The sequence below is a fragment of the Micrococcus sp. KRD026 genome (genome assembly GCF_017168445.1).
GTDB classification, from domain to species: domain Bacteria; phylum Actinomycetota; class Actinomycetes; order Actinomycetales; family Micrococcaceae; genus Micrococcus; species Micrococcus luteus.
This window is the reverse complement of sequence record NZ_JABFBA010000009.1, coordinates 199,727-222,423: the sequence shown is the minus strand read 5'-3', so window position 1 is coordinate 222,423 and position 22,697 is coordinate 199,727. Positions and strand designations below refer to the sequence as shown.

Genomic DNA, 22,697 nt, shown 5'->3' with positions numbered 1-22,697 from the left:
GGTGACTCTGACGGACCCCACCCCCCGCACCACCCCGCTCGCGCAGGACGGCGCCGCCGCGCGCCCGCACGAGGGCCTGACCTATGAGGTCCGCACCTTCGGCTGCCAGATGAACGTGCACGACTCCGAGCGCATCTCCGGCCTGCTCGAGTCCACCGGCTACGCCCCGGTCGCCGAGGACGCCCAGGCCGACCTCGTGGTCTTCAACACGTGCGCGGTCCGCGAGAACGCGGACAACCGCCTGTACGGCAACCTCGGCAACCTGCGTGCGGTGAAGGACGCGCACCCGGGCATGCAGATCGCCGTCGGCGGGTGCCTCGCCCAGAAGGACCAGGCCGCCATCCAGCGCAGGGCCCCGTGGGTGGACGTCGTCTTCGGCACCCACAACATCGGCTCCCTGCCCGTGCTGCTGGAGCGCTCCCGCCACAACGCCGAGGCCGAGATCGAGATCCTCGAGTCGCTCGAGGTGTTCCCCTCCACCCTGCCCACCAAGCGGGACTCCACGCACTCCGGCTGGGTGTCCATCTCCGTGGGCTGCAACAACACGTGCACGTTCTGCATCGTCCCGTCGCTGCGCGGCAAGGAGAAGGACCGCCGCCCCGGGGAGATCCTCGCCGAGGTGCAGGCGCTCGTCGATGCCGGCGCCGTCGAGGTCACGCTGCTGGGCCAGAACGTGAACACCTACGGCGTCGAGTTCGGCGACCGCGGCGCGTTCGCCAAGCTGCTGCGCGCGTGCGGGGAGATCGAGGGACTCGAACGCGTCCGCTTCACCAGCCCCCACCCGGCCGCGTTCACGGACGACGTCATCGACGCGATGGCCGAGACCCCCAACGTCATGCCGCAGCTGCACATGCCCCTGCAGTCGGGCTCGGACAAGGTGCTCAAGGACATGCGCCGCTCCTACCGGTCCGCGAAGTTCCTGCGGATCCTGGAGAAGGTGCGCGAGCGCATCCCGCACGCCGCCATCACCACGGACATCATCGTCGGCTTCCCCGGGGAGACCGAGGAGGACTTCGCCGAGACGATGCGCGTGGTCGAGGCCTCCCGCTTCTCCTCCGCGTTCACCTTCCAGTACTCCATCCGCCCCGGGACCCCCGCCGGGGAGATGGACCACCAGGTGCCCAAGGCCGTCGTCCAGGAGCGCTTCGAGCGCCTCGTGGCCCTGCAGGACCGGATCTCGGCCGAGGAGATGGCCACGCTCGTCGGCACCCGCCAGGAGCTGCTCGTCACCGCCGACTCCGGCTCCAAGGCCGCCGAGCGCGGCCGCCTGTCCGGGCGCGCACCCGACAACCGGCTCGTGCACTTCTCCGTGCCCGCCGGCGCCGAGACCCCCCGCCCCGGCGACTTCGTCACCGTGACGGTCACCGAGGCCCACCCGTTCTTCGCCGTCGCCGACCCGACCGCACAGGACTACGTCCTGCGCCGCTCCCGCGCCGGCGATGCGTGGGACCGCGCCCAGGCCGAATCGTGCGGCGCGCCGGCCCCCGGCACGGCGGGCGGCTCCGGTGCCACGAGCCTCGGCATGCCGACCCTGCGCCCGCGGTCCTGATGCCCGCCGCCGCGGCCCGGCCGCCCGTCGTCGCCGTCGTCGGGGCGACGGCGACGGGCAAGTCCGCCCTCGCCGTCGCCCTGGCGCACGCGCTGGACGGCGAGGTGGTCAACGGGGACGCCCTGCAGTTCTACCGGGGGATGGACGTGGGCACGGCGAAGGTCACCCCGGCTGAACGCGAGGGCGTCCCGCACCATCTGCTGGACGTGCTCGACGTCGGCCAGGAGGCCTCGGTGGCGGCCTTCCAGTCCGCGGCCCGCGACCTGTTCGACCAGATCCGCGCGCGGGGTCGGACCCCGATCCTCGTGGGCGGCTCCGGGCTGTACGTGCGGGCGGCGCTGGACGTGCTCGACTTCCCGCCCACGGACCCGGCGCTGCGGACCGAGCTGGAGGCGCGCGCGCAGCGGGAGGGCCTGGCCGGGCTGAGGGCCGAGCTGGCCGCCCTGGACCCGGTCTCGGCGGAGCGGCTGCAGGACGCCCGCCGCATCGTGCGCGCGCTGGAGGTGTGCCGGCTGACGGGCCGTCCGTTCTCCGCGTTCATGCCGGAGCGCACGTACGCCCCGGAGGTCGCCCCCGTGGTGCAGCTCGGCCTGCGCCTGGACCGGGCCGAGCTGCACCAGCGGATCGCGGCCCGGGTGGAGCGCATGCTGGCCGGGGGCCTGCTGGACGAGGTCCGCCGCCTCGACGTCCCCGGGTCGGAGGGGCTGCGGCAGGGGCCGACCGCGTCCCGCGCGATCGGCTACGCCCAGATGCTCGCCGTCCTCGACGGCGAGCTCACCGAGGCGGAGGCGGCCGAGCAGACCGTCGTGGCCACGCGCCGGTTCGCCCGACGCCAGGAGACCTGGTTCCGGGCCGACCCACGCGTCGTCTGGCTCGACGCGCAGGGCGAGGACATCGTGGCGGAGGCGCTCGCCGTCGTCGCCGGGGACGCCACCTAGACTGGGCCCATGACCGAGCAGCCCGCGGCGCCCGCCGCCCAGGACCCCCTCCACGCGAGCGCGCCACGCGTGCCGTTCACGAAGGGCCATGGCACGGGCAACGACTTCGTGCTGATCGCCGACCCGGACGGCAACACGCAGCTCGACGCCCAGCGCGTCGCACGGCTGGCTGACCGGCACCGGGGGATCGGCGCCGACGGCGTCATCCGCGCCGTGCGGTCCGCGCGTCTGCCGGAGGGTGAGGCGCTGCTCGCCGAGCACCCCGAGGCCGAGTGGTTCATGGACTACCGCAACGGCGACGGCTCGATCGCCGAGATGTGCGGCAACGGGGTGCGCGTCTTCGTGCACTTCCTGGTCGAGAAGGGCCTCGTGGACCTGGCCCCCGGCCGGGCGATCACCATCGGCACGCGCGCCGGTGTGAAGGCCGTGACCCGGCTCGAGCACGGCTACGCGATCGACATGGGCCCCTGGTCGTACCTCGACCCCGAGCTGGCGGAGGAGGCGGCGTCGGACTCGATGGTCCTCGCCCACGGCCTCACCGATCCGCGTCCGGCGCTGAGCATCTCGATGGGCAACCCCCACACCGTGGTCCCGCTGGCCTCCTTCGCCGACCTGCAGGGCCTGGACCTGGGCCGCGCCCCCGAGGTGGACCCCGCCCCGCCGCACGGCACGAACGTCGAGTTCGTGGCCGCGCACGAGCCGCTCGTGCGCGAGGGCGTCGGGCGCGTGCGGATGCGCGTGCACGAGCGCGGGGTGGGCGAGACCCAGTCCTGTGGGACGGGCGCGTGCGCGGCGGCTGTGGCGATGCGCGCGTGGTCGGGCGACCAGGGCTCGGACTCGTGGCTCGTCGAGGTGCCCGGTGGCGTGCTGGCCGTGGATGTCGTGCCGGGTCCGGAGGGGACCGAGCACGTGGTCCTCTCCGGCCCGGCCGAGCTGGTCTTCGACGGCGAACTCACCGCCTGACCGCTGTCGTTCGGGAAACGGCGGGCCACGAACCGCTGTCGTTCGGGAAACGGCGCCTCAGCGCGCCCGCACCACCCGCAGGATCCGGAAGCCCTTGACGCTGTCCGCCCGCTCCGCGGTGAACCGGCCGGGCGCGCGCTCCTCGAGCATCCGGCCGATCCACGGCAGCAGCGAGTCCGCCCCGAGGTTCTTCTGCACCACCAGCCAGGCCTCGCCGCCGGGGGCCAGGCGTGGCAGCCACCGCTCCAGCAGGGCGTGCAGTGCCGGCTTGCCGATCCGGATGGGCGGGTTGGACCAGATGAGGTCGAACTCCGCGTCCTCGGGGACGTCCTCCGGCCGCAGTGCCACGACGTTGTCGAGGCCCAGTGCCGCGGCGTTGTCGCGGGTCAGCTGCAGGGAGCGGTCGTTGACCTCGACGGCGGTCACCTCCGCCTCGGGCGACCGCAGCGCCAGCGTGAGGGCGATCGGTCCCCAGCCCGCGCCGACGTCGAGGAACCGGCCCGTCGCCGGCGGCGCGGGCACGGCCGAGAACAGGGCCGCGGTGCCCTTGTCCAGACCGTCCGGGGAGAAGATCCCGTTGGCCGTCTGGACCTCGACGTCGCGGCCGGCCAGGCGGGTCCGCAGGGTGCGGCGCCGCTCGGGCGCGGAGGGGTCGGCGTCGAAGTAGTGGGATGCGGAGCTCACGGCGACCATGGTAGCCAGCAGGTCGTCGCGGCCCTCAGCCCGACGCCGGCCCGGCCAGGTCCGCGAGGATCGCGCGCACGGCGTCGCGCCCGGCGCGGTTGGCCCCGACCGTGGACTGGGAGGGCCCGTAGCCGAGGAGGAACAGGCGCGGCTCGTCCAGGGCGCGCCCGCCCGCCACGCGGATGCCGCCGGCGGGCGTGCGCAGCCGCAGCGGAGCGAGGTGCCGGATCGCCGGCCGGAAGCCGGTGGCCCAGAGGATCACGTCCGCCGGTTCGAACGAGCCGTCGGGCATCCGCACCCCGTCCGGCTCGACGGCCATGAACATGGGGTGGCGCACCAGCACGCCTCGCGTCTCGGCCTCGCGTACCCAGGACGAGCGGTGCATCCCGGTCGCCCCGACCACGGAGCCCGGCGGCAGGCCCGCACGGGTCCGTTCGTCCACCCCGCGCACCGACTCGGCCAGGGCGCCGGGCGCGGCCGAGTCCTGCCACTGCGGCTCGCGGCGGGTCACCCACAGGGTGTCCGCGACCGTGGAGATCTCGGCCAGCAGCTGCGTCGCCGAGACGCCCATGCCCACGATCACCACCCGCTGCCCGGCGAACTCGTCCTTGGACACGTAGTCACGGGTGTGCAGCTGCCGGCCGCGGAACGAGCGCATCCCGGGCACCGAGGGCCACCGTGGGGACGTCCAGGTGCCGGTCGCGTTGACCACGAAGTCCGCCCGCCACGTGCCCGGCGCCCCGTCCGTGCGGACGAAGAACCCGCGCGCACGTCCCGGCTCGCCGATCCGCTCGACGCGCCTCACACGCACGGGCCGCCGGATCGGCAGGGCGAACCGTGCCTCGTAATCGGCGAAGTAGGCCGGCAGCAGGGTGTTGGCGTGCGCGGCCGGGTCGGCCGGCGGCACCGGGTCGCCGGGCAGCTCGTGGATGTGGTTGACGGTGGCCATCGTGAGCGAGTCCCAGCGGTGCTGCCACGCGCCGCCCGGGGCGGTCTCCGCGTCGAGCACCACGAACGTGCCGGGGGCGTCGTCGGGGACGCCGGCGGCGCCGTCGTCGTTCGGACCCAGCCCCACGAAACCGCGGCGGCGCAGGTGGTAGGCGGCGGACAGCCCCGCCTGGCCCGCGCCGATCACGACGACGGTCGCCCGGCCCGTCCGGCCGGGCCGCGGCGGGGCGGGGGAGGGGGACGCGGTCATGCCCGCAGGATACGTGCGCGTCGTCAGCGGACCGGGCGCCGGGGCCCCTGTCGCCCACACGCGCCGCCCGGTACACTCGACGCCCATGTGGATCTTCCTGCGCTGACGCCCCCGCGTCACTGCCCCCCCCGCCCCCTCGCGCGCCCGCCTCGGATGAGGCCGTCGAGCGCGCCCCGGCACCTGATGGAGATCCCACCATGAACGATGTGGTCCGTCCCTGCACGCCCGCCGACGAGACCTCGTGGCTGCGGTGCCGCGTGCTCACCTTCCCCATGCCGACGGAGCCGCCGCGAGATCGTCGCAGCGCGGCGCCGACCTCCGCCTAACCGGCCGTGCGCGTCACCCGCCACGTCCGCCCCCTGCGGACAGCCGCCTAACGCGTCCGCCGACCCCTCTACCCTGAGACGATCGGGTCGCCCGACCGCGGCGGCCCAGAGGAGACCATGACTGAGAAGAACCAGCACACCCCCGGCCCCCAGGGCGCCCACGGCTCCGAGGACGAGATCCAGGCCGTGATCGACCGCATCCTGGCCGCCGATGACGCTCGCCGCGCCTCCGAGCGCGAGGCGACCGGGCGCGGCTCCGCGGACAGTGTGGTCGCGGACCACGAGGACGCCCCCGACGCCGGCACCCCGGACCGCTCCGGCGCGCTCGCGGGCCGTGCACTCGCCCTGGACGAGGGCGAGGACGGGCACACGGACGCCGACGGTGACCAGGACGAGCTCGCCGCGCGCCACTCCCTCAAGCGCGTGCAGGGTCTGTCCACCGAGCTCGAGGACATGACCGAGGTCGAGTACCGCCAGCTGCGCCTGGAGCGCGTGGTGCTGGCGGGCGTCTGGACCGAGGGCTCCGCGGAGGATGCGGAGAACTCCCTGCGGGAGCTCGCCGCGCTCGCCGAGACCGCGGGCTCGGAGGTGCTCGACGGCGTCATCCAGCGCCGCGCCACCCCGGACCCGGCCACGTTCCTCGGCAAGGGCAAGGCGCAGGAGCTCGCCGAGATCGTGGCGCTCTCCGGTGCGGACACCGTGGTGGTGGACTCCGAGCTCGCCCCGTCTCAGCGTCGCGCGCTGGAGGACGTGGTGCGGGTGAAGGTGATCGACCGGACCGCGCTGATCCTGGACATCTTCGCCCAGCACGCGAGCTCGCGTGAGGGCCGCGCCCAGGTCGAGCTCGCGCAGCTCGAGTACCTGCTGCCGCGCCTGCGCGGCTGGGGCGAGTCCATGTCCCGGCAGGCCGGCGGCCGTGCCGCCGCCGGCGAGGGCATCGGCTCCCGTGGACCCGGTGAGACCAAGATCGAGCTGGACCGCCGCCGCATCCGCACCCGCATGGCGAAGCTGCGCCGGGACATCGCCGGGATGAAGCCGGCCCGGGAGGCCAAGCGCGCCAACCGTCGTCGCAACCGGGTGCCGTCCGTGGCGATCGCCGGGTACACCAACGCCGGGAAGTCGTCCCTGCTCAACCGCCTCACCCACGCCGGGGTGCTCGTGGAGAACGCCCTGTTCGCCACGCTGGACCCCACCGTGCGCAAGGCCATGACGCCGGACGGCATCGGCTACACCCTCTCGGACACGGTCGGCTTCGTGCGGAACCTGCCCACGCAGCTGGTCGAGGCGTTCCGCTCCACCCTCGAGGAGGTCGCGGACGCGGACGTCATCCTGCACGTCGTGGACGGCTCGCACCCGGATCCCGAGGGCCAGATCGCCGCGGTGCGCTCCGTGTTCGCGGAGGTGGACGCGCACCGGATCCCCGAGATCATCGTGCTGAACAAGGCGGACGCCGCGGACCCGGCCGTCGTCGCCCGGATCCGGTCCAAGGAGCCCCACGCCGTGGTGGTCTCCGCGCGCACCGGCGAGGGCATCGACGAGCTCGAGCGCGCCATCGCGGCCACCATCCCGCGGCCGGACGTGCGGCTCGAACTGCTGATCCCGTTCACCCGGGGTGAGCTGGTCTCCCGCCTCCACTCGGCGGACGCGGAGATCCTGGCCGAGGGTTACGAGGAGGGCGGCACCCGCCTGTCCGTGCTGGTCCGTGAGGACATCGCGCCGGACTTCGCCGAGTTCGTCGTGGAGGCGGACGCGTCGTGAGCGAGGAGGAGCAGGAGGCCGGGGCGGGCGGCGCGCAGCCGCGCACGGAGCACGAGCGCGAGGCGCTGCGCCTGCTGGATGCCGCGGTCCAGGCCACCGGCGGCCAGCACCGCGCGGGACAGCGGGAGATGGTGCTGCAGGTGGCGCGCGCCCTCGAGTCGCGCCGCCACCTGCTCGTGCAGGCCGGCACCGGCACCGGCAAGTCCCTGGCCTACCTGATCCCCGCGATCCAGCACGCGATGACGCAGGAGGACCCCGTCGTCGTCGCCACGGCCACGCTCGCGCTGCAGGCCCAGATCATGAAGCGGGACGCCCCCCGGCTGGTCGAGGCGCTCAAGGACGAGCTGCCTCGCGAGCCCGTCGTCGCCCTGGTCAAGGGCCGCTCCAACTACCTGTGCCGGCACAAGGTGGACGGCGGCTACCCCGGGGACGAGGGCGAGGAGGCCCTCTTCACGGTCGCCGACGACGGCGGGATGATCGGCTCCGCCACGGACGGCGCCGCCGGGCCCTCCTCCCTGTTGGGCAAGGAGGTGATGTACCTGCGGGCGTGGGCGGACCAGACCGAGACCGGTGACCGCGACGACCTCGAGGTCCCCGTCACCGACCGCGCGTGGCGGCAGGTCTCCGTCTCCGCAGTCGACTGCCTCGGCGCGTCCCGCTGCCCCCAGGCCGAGGAGTGCTTCTCCGAGCGGGCCCGCGCGGACGCGGCGGACGCGGACGTCGTGGTCACCAACCACGCGATGCTCGCCATCAGCGCCTTCGAGGGGCTCGCGGTGCTGCCGGCGTACTCGGCCGTCGTCGTGGACGAGGCCCACGAGCTGCAGGACCGGGTGACCGGTGCGGTCACCGGGCAGCTGTCTGGGTCGATCGTGCACGGCGCCGCCACCTCGCTGCGCCGTCACACCACCGTGGCCGTGGAGGACCTGATCGAAGCCGGGGCGGCCCTGGACCGCGCGTTCACGGACACCCCGTCCGGCCTGATCGCCGCCGGCCCGGACGAGGTGCAGGAGCAGGCCCTCACCGGCGTCCTCACGGCCGCGCGCCAGTGCCTGTCCGACCTCGGCCAGGACAAGGACAAGGAGGCCGACGCCGACGGCGGACGGCAGATGGCGCGCTCGCGGATCCTCGAGGTCCTCGAGGTGGTGGAGCGCATGCTCGCCGCCCGGCCCGAGGCCGACTTCCCCGAGGTGCTGTGGGCCACCCGCCCCGGCCACTTCGAGCCCGGCGTGGGCTGGCAGCCGGGGGACGAGACCGACCCGCCCCAGCTCTACGTGGCCCCGCTCTCGGTGGCCGGCAAGCTGCGGGAGGGCCTGTTCGGCAAGGCGACGACGGTGCTCACCTCCGCCACGCTCACCGTGGGCTCGGGGGAGCGCCGGTTCGACTCGGTGGCCGGCGACGTGGGCCTGGCCGGTCCGGACGCCCCGAAGTTCGAGGCCCTCGACGTCGGCAGCCCCTTCGACTACCCGCGTCAGGGGGTGCTCTACGTGGCCCGGCACCTGCCCCGGCCCGGCAGGACGGCCTCGCCGGAGTCCCTGGATGAGCTCGAGGCGCTCCTGAGGGCGTCGCGGGGCGGGGCCCTCGGCCTGTTCTCCTCGCGCCGGGCGGCCGAGGACGCCGCCGCCGAGATGCGCCGTCGGCTCGGGCCGAAGACCACGATCCTGTGCCAGGGGGACGCGACCCTCTCCGCCCTCGTGCGCCAGTTCTCCGAGGAGCCGGACACGTCCCTGTTCGGGACCATGAGCCTGTGGCAGGGCGTGGACGTGCCGGGGAACTCGCTGCGGCTCGTGGTGATCGACCGCATCCCGTTCCCGCGGCCGGACGACCCGCTCTCCCAGGCCCGCACCCGGGACGTCGCCCGGCACGGCGGCAACGGGTTCATGCGGATCTCCGCCACGCATGCGGCCGTGCGCATGGCCCAGGGCGCCGGGCGCCTCGTGCGCTCCGTGACGGACCGCGGCGTGGTGGCCGTGCTGGACCCCCGCCTGGCCACCGAGCGGTACGGCGGCTACATCACGAGCGCCCTGCCGGACTTCTGGCGCACCACGGACCGCGACGTCGTCCGCGGGGTGCTGGCACGGCTCGCCTCGGGCGATTGACCTCGCTCGGCCTCGGGCCGTCGGCCCGGCCGGAGGGAGCGGGTCAGAGCGAACGCAGGACCGTGACGACCCGCCCCATCACGGTGGCGTGATCGCCGAGGATGGGCTCGTAGGCCGTGTTCTGGGGGAGGAGCCAGGTGTGCCCGTCGCGGCGGCGGAAGGTCTTCACGGTGGCCTCGTCGTCGAGGAGGGCCGCGACGATGTCGCCATTCTCCGCCGTGTCCTGCCGGCGCACCACCACCCAGTCGCCGTCGCAGATCGCGGCGTCCACCATCGAGTCGCCCGTGACGCGCAGCATGAACAGCTCGCCCTCGCCCGTGAGGCGTCGCGGGATCGCCATGACGTCCTCGACCTGCTGCTCAGCCAGGACCGGGCCGCCCGCCGCGATGCGGCCGACCCAGGGGACCGGCACGCTGTCCGCCTCGTCTGCGCCGGTGTGCCACGCGGGGATCGCGGAGACCCGCGACGACGGCGCAGCGGTGGGGGAGGCGGCCTCGCCCAGCGGGGTGCCGTCCACGTCGAGCAGCACCTCGAGGGCACGCGGGCGTCCGGGGTCGCGCCGGATGTAGCCGTGCCGCTCGAGACGGCCCAGCTGGTGCGTGACGGAGGAGAGCGAGGCCAGGCCCGCGGCGTCGCCGATCTCGCGCATGGAGGGCGGGTAGCCGTGGTCGGCGATCGCGTCCCGGATGGTCTGCACGATCCGCCGCTGGCGGTCGGTGAGCGGCGCGCGCGCCGCCGGCTGATCGTCGGTGGTGCTCATGGCTGCCGTCCGTTCTCCCGGGGTGATGGTGGCCGGACTCGTGTTCCGGCGTCCGGCTGCCGTCCGGACGCTTACCGTGTCCGCCCCCGCTGGTTGCCTGTGTCTTGGCGGTCCCGGGGCGTTCCGGGGCGTCCGTGCATGGCCTCGAGCCTAGAGGAGAGCCGCCTCTCCTTCAAAGATATGTTCGATCTCGTCGTGGCATGTCTCGAACACCTGTGCTAGAAAGGCATTCGAACGGATTCGAACACATGTTCGATCACCTGGAGGGCATCCGCCCCGGAGGAGGACACCATGACGCTCACCACCGCCCAGTTCGCCGGCTCGCCCGCGACGGCGCGGCCGCGTCCGGCCACCATCCGTCTGACCCGCCGCGGCCGCCTCGTGCTGCGGGGGATCCCCGTGATCGCCGCGGCCGTGGCCGCCACGCTGGCGGCCGCCTTCTTCCTGGGTGTGCTGCTGTCGCCCGCCGCGGTGTCCGCGGACACCGCGGGGCCCGCCACCCAGTCCGTCACGGTCATGCCCGGGGACAGCCTGTGGACCATCGCCACCACGGTGGCTCCGGAGGCGGACGTCTACGAGGTGATCGCCACGATCGACGAGCTCAACGGGCTCGAGGGCCGGGCCCCCGCGCCGGGCGAGGAGCTGTTCGTCCCGGCCACGCGGTGACGCACGGCGGGCCTCGCCCTCCACGCTTCCTAGACTGGCGGCCATGACCGACCTCAGCTCTCTGCCCCTGCGTGAGAACCTCCGCGGCCTGAGCCCCTACGGCGCCCCCCAGCTGGACGTGCCGTACATGCTCAACACCAACGAGAACACGCATCCGGTGCCGGAGGAGGTCGCCACCGCCATCGCCGAGCGGGTCGCGGCCGTCGCCGGGGGGCTGAACCGCTACCCGGACCGCGAGTTCACGGGGCTGCGACGTGCGCTCGCCGGCTACCTCGGCCACGGCCTCACGGCGGACCACGTGTGGGCCGGAAACGGCTCCAACGAGATCCTGCAGCAGATCCTCCAGGCCTTCGGCGGCCCCGGGCGGACACTGCTGAGCTTCCTGCCCTCGTACTCCATGTACCCGCTGCTGGCCGGCGGCACGGACACCGTGTTCGTGGACGGCGGCCGTGCCGAAGACCACACCCTCAGCGCCGAGCACGCGGCGGCCATGGTGCGGGAGCACCGTCCGCACGTCGTCTTCCTGGCCTCGCCCAACAACCCGACGGGCACCGCCCTGGACCTGGCGACCATCGAGGCCGTGTACGCCGCGCAGGCGCAGAACGAGGCCGCCGGCGGGCCCGGCGCCATGGTCGTCGTGGACGAGGCCTACGCGGAGTTCGCCCTCGCCGGCACCCGCTCCGCCCTCACCCTCCTGCCCGGCCGTGAGCGGCTGATCGTCACGCGCACCATGTCCAAGGCGTTCGCCCTGGCCGGCGCGCGCCTGGGCTACCTGGCCGCGGACCCCGCCGTCGCCGACGCCCTGCGCCTGGTGCGCCTGCCGTACCACCTCTCCGCGGTCACGCAGGCCACGGCGGAGGCCGCCCTCGATCACGTGGACGCGCTGCTGCGCACCGTGGAGGACATCAAGGCCCAGCGCGACCGCATCGTCTCCACCCTGCGCGGCCTGGGACTGAGGCCCTCGGTGTCCGACTCGAACTTCGTCTTCTTCGGTCACCTCGAGGACGCGTCCGACGTGTGGCGCCGCCTGCTCGACCGCGGCGTCCTCGTGCGGGACGTCGGCATCCCGCACCACCTGCGCGTCACCGCCGGCACCGAGGCGGAGACGACGGCGTTCCTCACCGCTCTCGCGGAGGTCCTCGGCGAGACCGGGGACCGGTCCTGAGGCGTCACCGGAGTCTCGGCGTCCGCCCGGCTCCCTAGGATAGGGACAGCGCGCGCGGCGCCCCGGCCCGCCGGCACCGGCCGCGCGCACCCGCATCCCCCCGCACCCGTCCCGGACCGGTGCGGACCCAGCCCGAGGAGGACCCGTGGCAGCCGAGTTGATCTCCGGACGCCGTGCGCGCATGACGCGCACCACGAGCGAGTCGGACGTGTACGTCGAGATGGATCTGGACGGCACCGGCCGCGCTGAGATCTCCACCACCGTGCCGTTCTACGACCACATGCTCACCGCGCTGTCCCGGCACTCCCAGATCGACCTGACGGTCCGTGCCACCGGGGACACGCACATCGACGTGCACCACACGGTCGAGGACGTCGCCATCACCCTGGGCGAGGTGCTCAAGACCGCGCTCGGGGACAAGTCCGGCATCCGCCGCTTCGGCGAGGCGTCCGTGCCGCTGGACGAGGCGCTGGCGCGCGCCGTCGTCGACGTCTCCGGCCGGCCGTACCTCGTGCACGAGGGCGAGCCCGAGGGCCAGCAGTACCACCTCATCGGCGGGCACTTCACCGGTTCCATGACCCGCCATGTGTTCGAGTCGATCACGTACCACGCGGCGATCTGCCTCCACATGGACGTCGTGCGAGGCCGGGATCCGCACCACATCGTCGAGGCGCAGTTCAAGGCCTTCGCCCGCGCCCTGCGCGCCGCCGTCGAGGACGACCCCCGCATGACCGGCGTGCCCTCCACCAAGGGCGCCCTCTGATGGCCCGCCCCACCACCGTCCCCGGCGTGCGGCCGCGCGTCGCCGTCCTGGACTACGGCTCGGGCAACGTGCACTCGGCGCTGCGTGCCGTGGAGCGGGCCGGCGCGGAGGTCGAGCTCACGCGCGATCCGCAGGCCGTGCAGGAGGCCGACGGGCTGCTCGTGCCCGGCGTCGGGGCGTACGCGTCCGTGATGCGGGCACTGACCGAGGTCGGCGGCACCCGCTGGATCGGCCGCCGCGTGGCCGGGGGCCGACCCGTCCTCGGCATCTGCGTGGGCCACCAGATCCTCTTCGACGCCGGCGTCGAGCACGGCGAGCGCACCGCAGGCATGGGGGAGTGGCCGGGTGTCGTCGCCGAGCTGCCCGCCGAGGTCCTGCCCCACATGGGCTGGAACACCGTCCGGCCGCCCGAGGGCAGCGCCCTCTTCGCGGGCATCGAGGACGAGCGGTTCTACTTCGTCCACTCCTACGGCGTGCTCGAATGGGAGTTCGACCAGACGATCTCCGCCATGCGTCCGCCCCAGGTCACCTGGGCGCACCACGGCGCGGACTTCATCGCCGCCGTGGAGAACGGCCCCCTGTCGGCCACGCAGTTCCACCCCGAGAAGTCCGGGGACGCCGGGCTGCAGCTGCTGCGCAACTGGCTGGAGACCCTCTGATGCCCTACTGGTCCGTCCTCTACCTCGCCCTCGGCGGGCTGCTGCTCGGCGCCGCCTGGTCCATGCGCACGCAGAAGGCGCCGCTGTGGGCCATCGTGATCGTCCTCGTGCTGGCCGGCATGGCCATCGCCGCCTCCTTCCTGACCGTCGGCGCCTGACCGCGCCGGCCGCCCCACCCGAGAGGAACCCCATGACCCCGAACGCCCCCGCCCTCGAGCTGCTGCCCGCCGTCGACGTCCAGGACGGCCAGGCCGTCCGCCTCGTCCAGGGCGAGGCCGGCAGCGCCACCTCGTACGGCGACCCGGTCACCGCCGCCCTGGACTGGCAGCGCGCCGGCGCGGAGTGGATCCACCTCGTGGACCTGGACGCGGCCTTCGGTCGCGGTGACAACCGCGAGGTCATGCGCCGTGTGGTGGAGGAGATCGGCGTGAAGATCGAGCTGTCCGGCGGCATCCGCGACGACGCCTCGCTCGAGAACGCCCTCGAGATGGGTGCGGCGCGCGTGAACCTGGGCACCGCCGCCCTCGAGGACCCGGACTGGACCGCGCGCGTCATCGAGCGCTTCGGCGACCGGGTGGCCGTGGGCCTCGACGTGCGCGGCACCACGCTCGCCGCCCGCGGCTGGACCAAGGAGGGCGGCGACCTCTGGGAGGTGCTCGCCCGCCTCGAGGATGCCGGCTGCGCCCGCTACGTGGTCACCGACGTCACGAAGGACGGCACGCTCAAGGGGCCGAACACGGAGCTGCTCGCCCAGGTCTGCGCGAAGACCGCGAAGCCGGTCGTCGCCTCGGGCGGCATCTCCTCCCTCGAGGACGTTGCCGCGCTCGCGGCCATGACCGGCCAGGGCGTCGAGGGCGCGATCATGGGCAAGGCGCTGTACGCCGGCCGCTTCAGCCTGGAGCAGGCGCTGGCCGTCGCCGGCGGCGCCACGGTGGAGCAGGCGCGCTCCGAGCAGCCCGGCCCGGTCGCCCCGTGACGGGCTCGCACGACGACGGCGGCCTGGCCCGCGACGACGGGCTCGGTCCGATCGACGAGACGGTCGCGGTGCCGCATCCGGCGGCCCGGGAGCTGCCGGGGCACATCCGGGCCGCACTCGACCGCATGCGGGAGAAGACCGCGGGCGAGAACACCGCGGACACCGCGGGCGTCCCGTGGCAGGGCCGTGACCTCTCCGGCCCCGGCGTGGACGGCTCCGCGAACCCGTTGCACGTGTTCGACGAGGACGACGGCACCAGCCCGGCCGAGTGGACCGCCGTCATGTCGGCCCTGACGGACGGCTCCGCCGGTGAGCGGGAGGTGACGGAGGTGCTCGCGCGCATCCGCGTGTTCGCCGCCGTCGTGCCCACCCTCGCCGGGGACGAGGACGACGTCCACGACCACGCCGACCACACCGGTCACGAGCACGACGTCGCGGCGCACGGGGACAAGGCCGCGGACGTGGCCCTCGTGACCATGCGCGCGCCGGACGGCCGGCAGGCGCTGCCGGTGTTCACGAACGTGCCCGCGCTGACGGCATGGAACCCGGTCGCCCGACCCGTGGCCGTGTGGCTGCCGCGTGCCTGCCTGTCCGCCGTGGACGAGGGCTGTGAGCTCGTCGTCATCGACGCCGGCGCCGAGCACACGTACGTGGTGCGACGCCCGGCCGTGTGGTCGCTCGCCCAGCAGAGGGAGTGGACCCCCGCCTATCGGGACCAGGAGATCGCGGACGAGATCGCCGAGGTCGCCGACCTGGTCCCGAACCTGCTCAACCTGGGCCTCGCACCCGGGTCGGGGGTGGCCACGCACACGGGCTCCGGCGCGGTGATGAACGGAGGCGGGGCCGGGCCCGAGCTGCAGATCGTCGCGATGCCCACCCGGGACGCCGACGCGGCCGGGGTGCGCCTGATGACGGCCACGCTCAAGACCCTCCTGGCAGACCTGCCGCTGCTGGCCGAGCGGGCCGACTCCGTGGAGATCACGGTCCGCCGACCCTGATCGGTCGCCCGGCCTGTCCGGTACCGTTGAGGGGGAGGGGAGGGCCCGTGGTGGCCCCACCCCATCCTGGAGGCCGTGCGCCGCGCGCCGGCCCCATGCCTCCCATCCTCCGAGGAGTACCCATGAGAACCAGAACCTTGACCGGCGTCGCCACCGCGGCGCTGGGCGCGGTGGTGGTGGCCGGTGCCGGCCCCGCCCTCGCGCAGACCACGCTCACCCAGGGCTCGGCGATCACCGCGCCGGCCGGGGCGTGCAGTCTGACCATCGTCGACGACGCCACCGCCTACACCGCGGCCCACTGTGGTGCGGGCCAATGGCAGATCGGCTCGACCGTCCGCGACGTCGACGGCACCGCGATCGGCACCGTCTCGGCACTGCCCGGCGATTCGGGCGTGGACGCGGTCCGCGTGGCCCTGGCCGACGACGTCGACGTCGTGGGCGACTGGTCCACGCGGCCGGCCTCGTCCATCGGTGTGGGCGAGACCGTCTACACCCACGGCTCGTCCGTGCCGCTGGGCGCGCCGAACACCGTGTCCCACACGCAGACCTTCGAGGCCGCCACGGTCTGCGACGACGCGTACGCGGATCAGGTTGCCCTCGACACCGCCTCGACCTACGCCGGCGACTCGGGCGGGGCCGTCTATGACGCCCAGCAGCGGGTGGTCGGGGTCATCTCGGGCATCGCCCCGGTGACCTTCGACGCCGAGGGCAACGTGGTGGGCTGCGACGCCCAGGCGATGTCCTCGATCATGGTCCCGGTCGAGTCCCTCGACGCGCTGGACGCCTCCGCGGCGCCCGCCGCCGAGACCGCCGCGGCCGCGGAGACCGCTCCGGCCGCCGAGACCGCCCCGGCGATCGCCGACGTCGCGGGCCCCGTGGCCGACGAGGACCTGCCCACCGGCGGCGAGCCCGCCGTGGACGAGTCCGAGCTGACCGAGTTCACGCCGGCTGAGGAGGAGGCCATCGCGGCCGAGCTCAAGGCCCGCGCCGAGGCCGCCGCGGAGGAGGAGGCCGCCGAGGCGGCCCCCGCTGCTGAGGCCCCGGTCGCCGAGGCCGCTGCGCCGGGCGTGACCGACGTCGTGGCCGCGCCCGCCGAGGGTGTCGCCTACGGCACCCAGGTGGTCGCGCAGACGGATCAGGGCGGCTTCGCCTCCGTCACCGTCACGGCCTACGACGCCGACGGCACGGTCCTCGGCCAGGACGGCCTGGACCTCACCGGCGAGTACCGCGCCTGGCTGCCCGTGCCGGCCGAGGTGCCCGCGGGCGGCTCCGTGGTGGTCACCGTGGTCGACGCCGCCGGCGCCGCCACGGACGCCACCGTGACCCTGGGCGGTCAGCTGGTCGGCTGATCGATTCCGCCCCGAACGACACGACGAGGCCCGGTGATCCCGCACGGATCACCGGGCCTCGTCACGTCCCGGGGCGGCCCCGGCCAGGTGGGGACGCGGTCAGCACAGCCCCTCGAGCCGCCGCCCCAGGCGGGAGAAGATCCGGGTGAGGGACTCCGCCTCGCCCGGCGCCAGGTCGCCGAGGAAGAGCTCGTCCACCTGCCGGGCGTGCTCGATCGCGGCGCGCCGGAAGGCGGACCGGCCCTCGTCGGTGAGGACGGCCTCGAAGCCCCGCCGGTCACAGGCCACCGGGCGGCGGTCGATCAGGCCGCGGGCCACGAGCGTCTTCACCTGGTAGGTGATGCGCGACGGGGAGAAGACCATCCGGGACGCCAGCTCTCCCAGCCGGAGCCGGCCCTCGGGGGACTCGTAGAGGAGCAGCAGCAGGTTGTAGTCGGCCAGCGACATGCCGCAGTCCTGCTTCAGGCGGCGCTCCACCACCTCCGTGAGCATCTGGGTGGCCTCGAAGTAGGCGCGCCAGGCGCGCTTGGGCGGGTCCACCGGGCGGTGCGCCTCCGATGCGGAGCCGAACCAGCCGCCGTCGGGCTCCGCCGGCGCCGCGTCCTGCGCGGCGGGCTCAGGGGCCGGGGTTGAGGAGCTGCTCAAAGGGGGTCACCTCCAGGTCGATGTCCGCGGGCGCGGCGGCGCGTGCCCGCGGGGGGCGGCTCAGGGTGATCTCGGCCAGGTCGCGTCCGGCGGCCCGGATGCGGGACTGCAGCGGGTCGGTCCGCATCGAGGCCTGCACGCCGGCCGCCTCGCCCCAGTCGTCCGAGGCCGCGAAGACCGCGGTCGGCACGATGCGGGCCTTGAGGTAGGCGAACAGCGGCCGCATGGCGGTGTCGATCATGAGCGAGTGGCGGGCGGTGCCGCCGGTGGCGCCGAGGAGCACGGGCACCCCGACGACGGACGTGGGCTCCGCGAGGTCCCAGAAGGACTTGAACAGGCCCGAGTAGGAGGCCTTGTACGTGGGCGAGACCGCGATGACGGCGTCGGCCTGGGCGACCTCGTCCAGGGCGGCGCGCAGGGCCGGGGAGATGGCGAAGGTCACCAGGGCCTGCGCGATGTCCACGGCGAGCTCCCGCAGCGTGATCAGGTGGATCTGCGGGACCACGCCGTGCTCGGAGAGCGCCGCCGAGGCGGACTCCGCCATGCGTTCGGCGAGCATGCGGGTCTGGGACGGGTCCCCGGACCCGCCGGAGACCACGGCGAGGTGCCGGGCCTGCGGCGTGAACGGGGCGGAGGCATCGGGGGCGCCGGGGGTGGTCACTGCGCGGCACCGCCCTTCGCGGCATCGGCGGTGGCGCGCTGCTCGGCGGCCGCCGCGCGGTCGAGCTGGGCCTGCGATCCCTCCTTGCCGCCGGGCACGGGAGCCTCGCCGCGGCGGGCGCGTGCCACGAGGAACTCGTGGGTCGGGGCCGCCGGGACGTCGTCCGGCTTCAGAGCGTCGAACTCCTTGCGCAGCACGGGCAGGACCTCCTCGCCGAAGAGGTCGATCTGCCGCAGGACGGTGTCCGTGGGCAGGCCGGCGTGGTCGATGAGGAACATCTGACGCTGGTAGTCGCCCACCCAGTCGCGGAACGTGAGCGTGCGCTCGATGACCTGCTGCGGCGAGCCGACCGTCAGGGGCGTCATCCTCGAGAAGTCCTCGAGGGACGGGCCGTGGCCGTAGACCGGCGCGTTGTCGAAGTAGGGGCGGAACTCCGCCACGGCGTCCTGCGAGTTCTTCGCCATGTAGGCCTGGCCGCCCAGGGCCACGTACGCCTGATGGGCCTTGCCGTGGCCGTAGTACTCGTAGCGCTGGCGGTACAGGCGCACCATCTGGATGACGTGCTCCTTGTTCCAGAAGATGTTGTTGTGGAAGTAGCCGTCGCCGTAGTAGGCGGCCTGCTCGGCGATCTCGGGGGAGCGGATGGAGCCGTGCCACACGAAGGGGGCGACGCCGTCCAGGGGCTGCGGGGTGAGGGTGAAGTCCTGCAGCGGGGTGCGGTGGTTGCCGCTCCAGTCCACGGTCTCCTCATGCCACAGGCGGTAGAGGAGGTTGTAGTTCTCCACGGCGAGTTGGATGCCCTGGCGGATGTCCTTGCCGAACCACGGGTACACGGGGCCGGTGTTGCCGCGGCCCATCGTCAGGTCCACGCGACCGTCGGCGAGGTGCTGCAGGTACGCGTAGTCCTCGGCCAGACGCACCGGGTCCATGGTGGTGATCAGGGTCGTCGCCGTGGAGAGCTGGAGGGTCTCGGTCTGCGCGGCCAGGTAGGCCAGCAGCGTGGGCGGGTTGCCCGGGGCCACGAAGGGCGGGTTGTGGTGCTGGCCGGTCGCGAACACCTCGAAGCCCGCCTGCTCGGCGTGGCGGGCGATCTTGACGGTGTCCTTGATCCGCTGATGCTCGGTGGGGGCGGTCCCGTTCGTCGGATCGGCGGTGATGTCGCCGATCGTGAAGACGCCGAACTGCATGGTGTGCTCCTCAGTGTGCCCGGGGGCGGGTCTCACGGTGCCGGCCGCGCCGTCGCCGTGTTCTTCAAAAATGAACTATACCGCACAACGAGCCGCCCCGTCCTGAATATTCCGCAGGGCCCGACACGGCAGACTGGTCCCATGAGCCCCGCCTTCGACGCCGGTCGCCTCGCCCACACGGACGTCCTCATCCTGCAGCAGGTGACGAGCTTCCTGTCCAACGACATCCAGGTGACGGACCCGGACGGGCGCACCGTCGTCTCGGTGGTCACTACGGGCGGGGGCCTGGGCCGAATGCTGATGGGGAACCGCAGCTTCGACGTGGTCGACGGTGACGACGGCCGCGTGCTCTTCCGCCTCGCCGACCCGGCCACGTTCGGCCGCGACCGCTTCGCGATCCTGGACGCCGACGGGCTGCCCTTCGCCAACCTCGTCCGCCAGATCGCGTTCCTGCGGACGTCCGTGAACGTCGAGGTCGTGGACGGCACGTGCTTCGCGGTGACCGGCGACCTGTGGGACCACGACTACGCCATGACCGTGGGCCAGCAGCCGATCGCCCGCGTGACCGCGCGGTTCGGAGGCGTCATGAACGCCCTGGCCGGGCGCTCGCGGTACGAGATGCGCCTGGACCCCGGCATGCCGCCCGTGGTGCGCTGCGCCGTGCTCGGCACGGCCATCGCCCTCGACCTGATCCGGGCCAAGGACCGGCGCAGCAACGGCTGAGTCCGCCGAGCGCGCGGCCGTCTCGACGGCGCCTCCGGGGCGTGCCTTGACCCCTCCCGTAGGATTCGACGGTGGACTTCGGAGCGTACGGACGGCTGTTGCAGGACCCTCGGATCCGCCATCTGCTGGCGGTGGGGTTCATCGCCCGCTTCCCGCACACCGCGGCCGGGGTGATCCTCACCCTGCACGTGGCGCTCACGCTGGGCCTGGGCTACGGCCAGGCCGGCCTGGCTGGGGCGGCGATGACGCTGGGCATCGCGGTGGGCTCGCCGTGGCGGGGCCGCGTGGTGGACGCGAAGGGGCTGCGCCGTGCACTGCTGCCCTCCGTGATCGCGGAGGCCGTGATCTGGCCGATCGTCCCGTGGCTGCCGTTCTGGCCGATGCTCCTGGCCGTGTTCCTGGGCGGCGTGTTCTCACTGCCGATCTTCTCCGTCGTCCGGCAGGGACTCGGCGTGCTCACCCACGGCAAGGACCGGCAGACGGCGTTTGCCCTGGACTCCATCGTCACGGAGACGATCTTCATGATGGGCCCGGCGCTGGGCGCCGTCGTCGCGGCCACGTGGTCGAGTGCCCTCGGCCTGACCATCGTCGGCCTCTCCAGCGCGCTGGGCGGCATCCTGCTGATGTGGTTCAACCCGCCGACACGGTCGAGTCAGCTGGCCGTCGTCGGACCGGCGACCGAGGATCCCTACACCGAGGAGCAGGACCGTCAGGAGGCGATCGCCCAGGCGGTGACCGCCGCGCCCATGCACGTGGAGATGGCCGCCCCCAGCCTGGCGACCGGTGCGCTGCCGGCCATCACGGAGGCCATCCCCCTGGTCACCGGGTCGCTGCCCGTCATCGCCGCGGACGGCTCCGGGCCGACGACGGCGCCGCGCCGGGCCCGGGCCGAGCGGCTGCGGCAGTGGCGGCGGACCCACTTCTCCTGGGTCGGGCCGGAGGTGCTCGGTGTGCTCGTGGTGTCGATGGCGGCCGGGATCGTCATGGTCGGCACCGAGGTCTCGATGGTGGCCGAGCTGGAGTCGCAGGGCGCCGCGGCGTCGGTGGGTCTGGTGTACGCGTTCTGGTGCGGCGCCTCCGCCGTGGGCGGGCTGTTCTACGGGGCCTGGGGCCGCCAGGTGCACCCGTACCTGCTGATGGCGCTGTTCGCCGTGGCGACGGTGCCGCTCGCGCTCGTGGACGGGGTGTGGGCGCTCGCGCTGGCCTCGATCCCCTCGGGTCTGCTGACGGCGCCGACCCTGGCCTCGGCCTCGTCCCGGCTCTCGCACCTCGTGGTGGAGGAGCGGCGCGGCGAGGCGATGGGCTTCTACGGCTCGGCCATGACCGCCGGCGCCGCCATGGGCGCCCCGCTGGCCGGCGTGTTCATCGACGGCGTCGCCCCGTCCGCGGGCTACGTGTTCGCGGCGGCCGCGGGCTTCGTGCTCGTGCTGCTGGCCGCCCTGGCGACGGTGATGCGCGGGCGGCGTCCCGCCTGAGCCGGACCCGCTCCGCGCGTCAGGCCAGGAGCTCGTGGATGCGGCGGACCAGCACGGCGGTGAGGTCCGCGTCGAAGTCCGCGGTGGAGGAGTTCATGAACAGGTGCCGGTCCGTGTCGTACTCGAAGAGGTCGGCGGGGCGGTCCGGGTGCTCGGCGGTGGCCGCGTAGGAGCGGGCGGTCGCGAGGTCGCCCTCGAGGGCCCAGGGGTCGCGGGTGCCGAGGTGGATCTGCAGGGCGGTGTGGGGCTGCCAGAGCGGGGCGTAGGCGTCGAGGGCCAGGACGCCGGCCATGGCGATGCACGCGCGGAAGCCGGGGACCACCTGGGCGGCACGCCAGGCGGGCATCACGCCCATGCTGATGCCCGCGACGACGGAGGCCTCCTGGTGCTCGGCACACGCCCGCATGCCGCGTCGGCCGATCTCCTCGAAGCCGAGGTGCTGGGCGTGGGCGACACCCTCGTCCACGGTGGCGAACGTGCGGCCGTCGTAGAGGTCAGGGGTGTGGACGGTGTGACCGCCGCTGGCGATCTGTTCGGCGAGCGCGCGCACGCCGTCTGTGAGACCGAGGGCGTGGTGGAAGAGGACGATCTGCGCCATGGGTCAGAGCGTAGACCGCGGTGAGCGGCTGCCCCAGAGTGCGGGTGGGTGATCGGGGCGAAGAAGTGAGGTGGCTCGCGTCTGTCGCCACGGGTGAGTTGCCGCTCATTGCGTGGAGGGCAAGCGCAGTGTTTCTCCGACCGGTGCCCTGGGTTCTCGTTGCAGCGCTCCTCCCCGGGCGTGCTCTGCTGGGTGGGGGCGAGACTCGGGGACGCATGCTGTCGGTGCGGATGCGGAAAGGAGGCTCCTGCCCACCGGAGACTGCGCGAGCGAGCGGCGAGGAATCTTCTGCATGAGTGCCGAGGCACTCGTGCGAACGGTCACGGGGCTACTCGAGGCAGGACCGGACAGCAGCCTCCTCGCTTCATCCGTCTTGCGACCTTCGGGACGTCTTCGCCGGACGATGCGGCGTCCCCTTTGGACGGACGGCGACGAAGGGGCGCCCTGTCCGACTGCTCCTGGCGACCTCGACCACGGCATCCACGTTCGACGGAGGACGGGAGAACGTCTCGCCGGGTGGACGTCGGAGCTGAGTCCACCGTTCCGCTGCGGTCACACGG

At 73.7% G+C, this 22,697-nt stretch carries 22 protein-coding genes; 15 read left to right on the top strand and 7 right to left on the bottom strand.

Going from position 1 to position 22,697, the window contains the following annotated elements:
- Position 1 precedes the first annotated feature (1 nt).
- Genes miaB through dapF form a run of 3 tightly spaced genes read left to right on the top strand, consistent with a single transcriptional unit; the run spans position 2 to position 3,450 of the window.
- The gene (miaB, locus tag J1M40_RS04115) at positions 2 to 1,549 is read left to right on the top strand and encodes a tRNA (N6-isopentenyl adenosine(37)-C2)-methylthiotransferase MiaB (RefSeq protein WP_020628159.1); all 1,548 of its coding nucleotides are present in this window, start codon (positions 2 to 4) and stop codon (positions 1,547 to 1,549) included.
- Positions 1,549 to 2,487, top strand: coding sequence for a tRNA (adenosine(37)-N6)-dimethylallyltransferase MiaA (gene miaA / locus J1M40_RS04110; protein ID WP_144819446.1), 939 nt, complete (start codon positions 1,549 to 1,551; stop codon positions 2,485 to 2,487). The genes miaB and miaA overlap by 1 nt, the downstream gene beginning before the upstream one ends.
- A 9-nt stretch (positions 2,488 to 2,496) precedes the next feature.
- A complete protein-coding gene (dapF, locus tag J1M40_RS04105; protein WP_095695526.1) occupies positions 2,497 to 3,450 on the top strand; it encodes a diaminopimelate epimerase in 954 nt (317 codons plus the stop codon).
- Positions 3,451 to 3,507: 57 nt separating this feature from the next.
- Here the strand turns inward: dapF and J1M40_RS04100 are convergent, their stop codons facing one another.
- Both J1M40_RS04100 and J1M40_RS04095 read right to left on the bottom strand, forming a co-directional pair.
- Complete coding sequence (locus J1M40_RS04100; RefSeq protein WP_036315043.1) at positions 3,508 to 4,143, bottom strand: class I SAM-dependent methyltransferase; 636 nt, start codon at positions 4,141 to 4,143, stop codon at positions 3,508 to 3,510.
- Between the two features lie 25 nt (positions 4,144 to 4,168).
- Complete coding sequence (locus tag J1M40_RS04095; RefSeq protein ID WP_036315046.1) at positions 4,169 to 5,332, bottom strand: NAD(P)-binding domain-containing protein; 1,164 nt, start codon at positions 5,330 to 5,332, stop codon at positions 4,169 to 4,171.
- Between the two features lie 443 nt (positions 5,333 to 5,775).
- Here J1M40_RS04095 and hflX point away from each other — a divergent pair, with 443 nt between their 5' ends.
- Together hflX and J1M40_RS04085 are read left to right on the top strand one after the other, a co-directional pair.
- Entirely contained in the window at positions 5,776 to 7,416 is a 1,641-nt protein-coding gene (gene hflX / locus J1M40_RS04090; protein ID WP_036314004.1) for a GTPase HflX, read from the top strand.
- The gene (locus J1M40_RS04085; protein WP_036314002.1) at positions 7,413 to 9,512 is read left to right on the top strand and encodes an ATP-dependent DNA helicase; all 2,100 of its coding nucleotides are present in this window, start codon (positions 7,413 to 7,415) and stop codon (positions 9,510 to 9,512) included. Before hflX ends, J1M40_RS04085 begins: the two co-directional genes overlap by 4 nt.
- Before the next feature lie 43 nt (positions 9,513 to 9,555).
- On the opposite strand, the gene lexA is transcribed toward J1M40_RS04085, so the two are convergent.
- Positions 9,556 to 10,272 (bottom strand): transcriptional repressor LexA, encoded by a 717-nt coding sequence (gene lexA / locus J1M40_RS04080; protein ID WP_020628152.1) that lies wholly within the window; start codon positions 10,270 to 10,272, stop codon positions 9,556 to 9,558.
- Between the two features lie 291 nt (positions 10,273 to 10,563).
- Between lexA and J1M40_RS04075 the strand changes: the two genes are divergently transcribed.
- The 8 genes from J1M40_RS04075 (at position 10,564) to J1M40_RS04040 (ending at position 16,848) form a co-directional block, all read left to right on the top strand.
- Entirely contained in the window at positions 10,564 to 10,938 is a 375-nt protein-coding gene (locus tag J1M40_RS04075) for a LysM peptidoglycan-binding domain-containing protein (RefSeq protein ID WP_020628151.1), read from the top strand.
- A 43-nt stretch (positions 10,939 to 10,981) separates the two neighbouring features.
- A complete protein-coding gene (locus J1M40_RS04070) occupies positions 10,982 to 12,103 on the top strand; it encodes a histidinol-phosphate transaminase (RefSeq protein WP_020628150.1) in 1,122 nt (373 codons plus the stop codon).
- Between the two features lie 181 nt (positions 12,104 to 12,284).
- Positions 12,285 to 12,866, top strand: a complete 582-nt coding sequence (gene hisB, locus J1M40_RS04065; RefSeq protein WP_152743305.1) for an imidazoleglycerol-phosphate dehydratase HisB — start codon at positions 12,285 to 12,287, stop codon at positions 12,864 to 12,866.
- Positions 12,866 to 13,525: an imidazole glycerol phosphate synthase subunit HisH gene (gene hisH, locus J1M40_RS04060; RefSeq protein WP_004167703.1), complete on the top strand. Its 660-nt coding sequence runs from the start codon at positions 12,866 to 12,868 to the stop codon at positions 13,523 to 13,525. Before hisB ends, hisH begins: the two co-directional genes overlap by 1 nt.
- Entirely contained in the window at positions 13,525 to 13,683 is a 159-nt protein-coding gene (locus tag J1M40_RS04055; protein ID WP_004167696.1) for a hypothetical protein, read from the top strand. Before hisH ends, J1M40_RS04055 begins: the two co-directional genes overlap by 1 nt.
- 32 nt (positions 13,684 to 13,715) lie before the next feature.
- The gene (gene priA / locus J1M40_RS04050; RefSeq protein ID WP_020628149.1) at positions 13,716 to 14,501 is read left to right on the top strand and encodes a bifunctional 1-(5-phosphoribosyl)-5-((5-phosphoribosylamino)methylideneamino)imidazole-4-carboxamide isomerase/phosphoribosylanthranilate isomerase PriA; all 786 of its coding nucleotides are present in this window, start codon (positions 13,716 to 13,718) and stop codon (positions 14,499 to 14,501) included.
- The gene (locus J1M40_RS04045) at positions 14,498 to 15,499 is read left to right on the top strand and encodes an SseB family protein (protein WP_078025993.1); all 1,002 of its coding nucleotides are present in this window, start codon (positions 14,498 to 14,500) and stop codon (positions 15,497 to 15,499) included. The genes priA and J1M40_RS04045 overlap by 4 nt, the downstream gene beginning before the upstream one ends.
- Positions 15,500 to 15,621: 122 nt before the next feature.
- A complete protein-coding gene (locus J1M40_RS04040) occupies positions 15,622 to 16,848 on the top strand; it encodes a trypsin-like serine protease (protein ID WP_223247523.1) in 1,227 nt (408 codons plus the stop codon).
- Between the two features lie 99 nt (positions 16,849 to 16,947).
- Here the strand turns inward: J1M40_RS04040 and J1M40_RS04035 are convergent, their stop codons facing one another.
- From J1M40_RS04035 to J1M40_RS04025, 3 genes are read right to left on the bottom strand one after another with little or no spacing between them, the layout of a single operon-like run.
- Positions 16,948 to 17,493: a MarR family winged helix-turn-helix transcriptional regulator gene (locus J1M40_RS04035; RefSeq protein WP_020628146.1), complete on the bottom strand. Its 546-nt coding sequence runs from the start codon at positions 17,491 to 17,493 to the stop codon at positions 16,948 to 16,950.
- Positions 17,465 to 18,154, bottom strand: a complete 690-nt coding sequence (locus tag J1M40_RS04030; protein ID WP_020628145.1) for an FMN reductase — start codon at positions 18,152 to 18,154, stop codon at positions 17,465 to 17,467. The genes J1M40_RS04035 and J1M40_RS04030 overlap by 29 nt, the downstream gene beginning before the upstream one ends.
- A complete protein-coding gene (locus J1M40_RS04025) occupies positions 18,151 to 19,341 on the bottom strand; it encodes an LLM class flavin-dependent oxidoreductase (RefSeq protein ID WP_036313995.1) in 1,191 nt (396 codons plus the stop codon). Before J1M40_RS04025 ends, J1M40_RS04030 begins: the two co-directional genes overlap by 4 nt.
- Before the next feature lie 141 nt (positions 19,342 to 19,482).
- Here J1M40_RS04025 and J1M40_RS04020 point away from each other — a divergent pair, with 141 nt between their 5' ends.
- Together J1M40_RS04020 and J1M40_RS04015 are read left to right on the top strand one after the other, a co-directional pair.
- Positions 19,483 to 20,064 (top strand): LURP-one-related/scramblase family protein, encoded by a 582-nt coding sequence (locus J1M40_RS04020; RefSeq protein WP_036339093.1) that lies wholly within the window; start codon positions 19,483 to 19,485, stop codon positions 20,062 to 20,064.
- Between the two features lie 71 nt (positions 20,065 to 20,135).
- Complete coding sequence (locus tag J1M40_RS04015; protein ID WP_036339096.1) at positions 20,136 to 21,539, top strand: MFS transporter; 1,404 nt, start codon at positions 20,136 to 20,138, stop codon at positions 21,537 to 21,539.
- Between the two features lie 19 nt (positions 21,540 to 21,558).
- Here the strand turns inward: J1M40_RS04015 and J1M40_RS04010 are convergent, their stop codons facing one another.
- Entirely contained in the window at positions 21,559 to 22,137 is a 579-nt protein-coding gene (locus tag J1M40_RS04010; protein ID WP_070708710.1) for a dienelactone hydrolase family protein, read from the bottom strand.
- Positions 22,138 to 22,697: the final 560 nt, after the last annotated feature.

Coding starts and splice junctions, on each gene's coding strand:
- J1M40_RS04100 (WP_036315043.1), bottom strand. CDS start 4,143: ATGGTCGCCGTGAGCTCCGCATCCCACTACTTCGACGCCGACCCCTCC.
- J1M40_RS04040 (WP_223247523.1), top strand. CDS start 15,622: ATGAGAACCAGAACCTTGACCGGCGTCGCCACCGCGGCGCTGGGCGCG.
- hisH (WP_004167703.1), top strand. CDS start 12,866: ATGGCCCGCCCCACCACCGTCCCCGGCGTGCGGCCGCGCGTCGCCGTC.
- hflX (WP_036314004.1), top strand. CDS start 5,776: ATGACTGAGAAGAACCAGCACACCCCCGGCCCCCAGGGCGCCCACGGC.
- J1M40_RS04070 (WP_020628150.1), top strand. CDS start 10,982: ATGACCGACCTCAGCTCTCTGCCCCTGCGTGAGAACCTCCGCGGCCTG.
- J1M40_RS04075 (WP_020628151.1), top strand. CDS start 10,564: ATGACGCTCACCACCGCCCAGTTCGCCGGCTCGCCCGCGACGGCGCGG.
- hisB (WP_152743305.1), top strand. CDS start 12,285: ATGACGCGCACCACGAGCGAGTCGGACGTGTACGTCGAGATGGATCTG.
- miaA (WP_144819446.1), top strand. CDS start 1,549: ATGCCCGCCGCCGCGGCCCGGCCGCCCGTCGTCGCCGTCGTCGGGGCG.
- J1M40_RS04025 (WP_036313995.1), bottom strand. CDS start 19,341: ATGCAGTTCGGCGTCTTCACGATCGGCGACATCACCGCCGATCCGACG.
- J1M40_RS04095 (WP_036315046.1), bottom strand. CDS start 5,332: ATGACCGCGTCCCCCTCCCCCGCCCCGCCGCGGCCCGGCCGGACGGGC.
- J1M40_RS04010 (WP_070708710.1), bottom strand. CDS start 22,137: ATGGCGCAGATCGTCCTCTTCCACCACGCCCTCGGTCTCACAGACGGC.
- lexA (WP_020628152.1), bottom strand. CDS start 10,272: ATGAGCACCACCGACGATCAGCCGGCGGCGCGCGCGCCGCTCACCGAC.
- J1M40_RS04055 (WP_004167696.1), top strand. CDS start 13,525: ATGCCCTACTGGTCCGTCCTCTACCTCGCCCTCGGCGGGCTGCTGCTC.
- priA (WP_020628149.1), top strand. CDS start 13,716: ATGACCCCGAACGCCCCCGCCCTCGAGCTGCTGCCCGCCGTCGACGTC.
- dapF (WP_095695526.1), top strand. CDS start 2,497: ATGACCGAGCAGCCCGCGGCGCCCGCCGCCCAGGACCCCCTCCACGCG.
- J1M40_RS04020 (WP_036339093.1), top strand. CDS start 19,483: ATGAGCCCCGCCTTCGACGCCGGTCGCCTCGCCCACACGGACGTCCTC.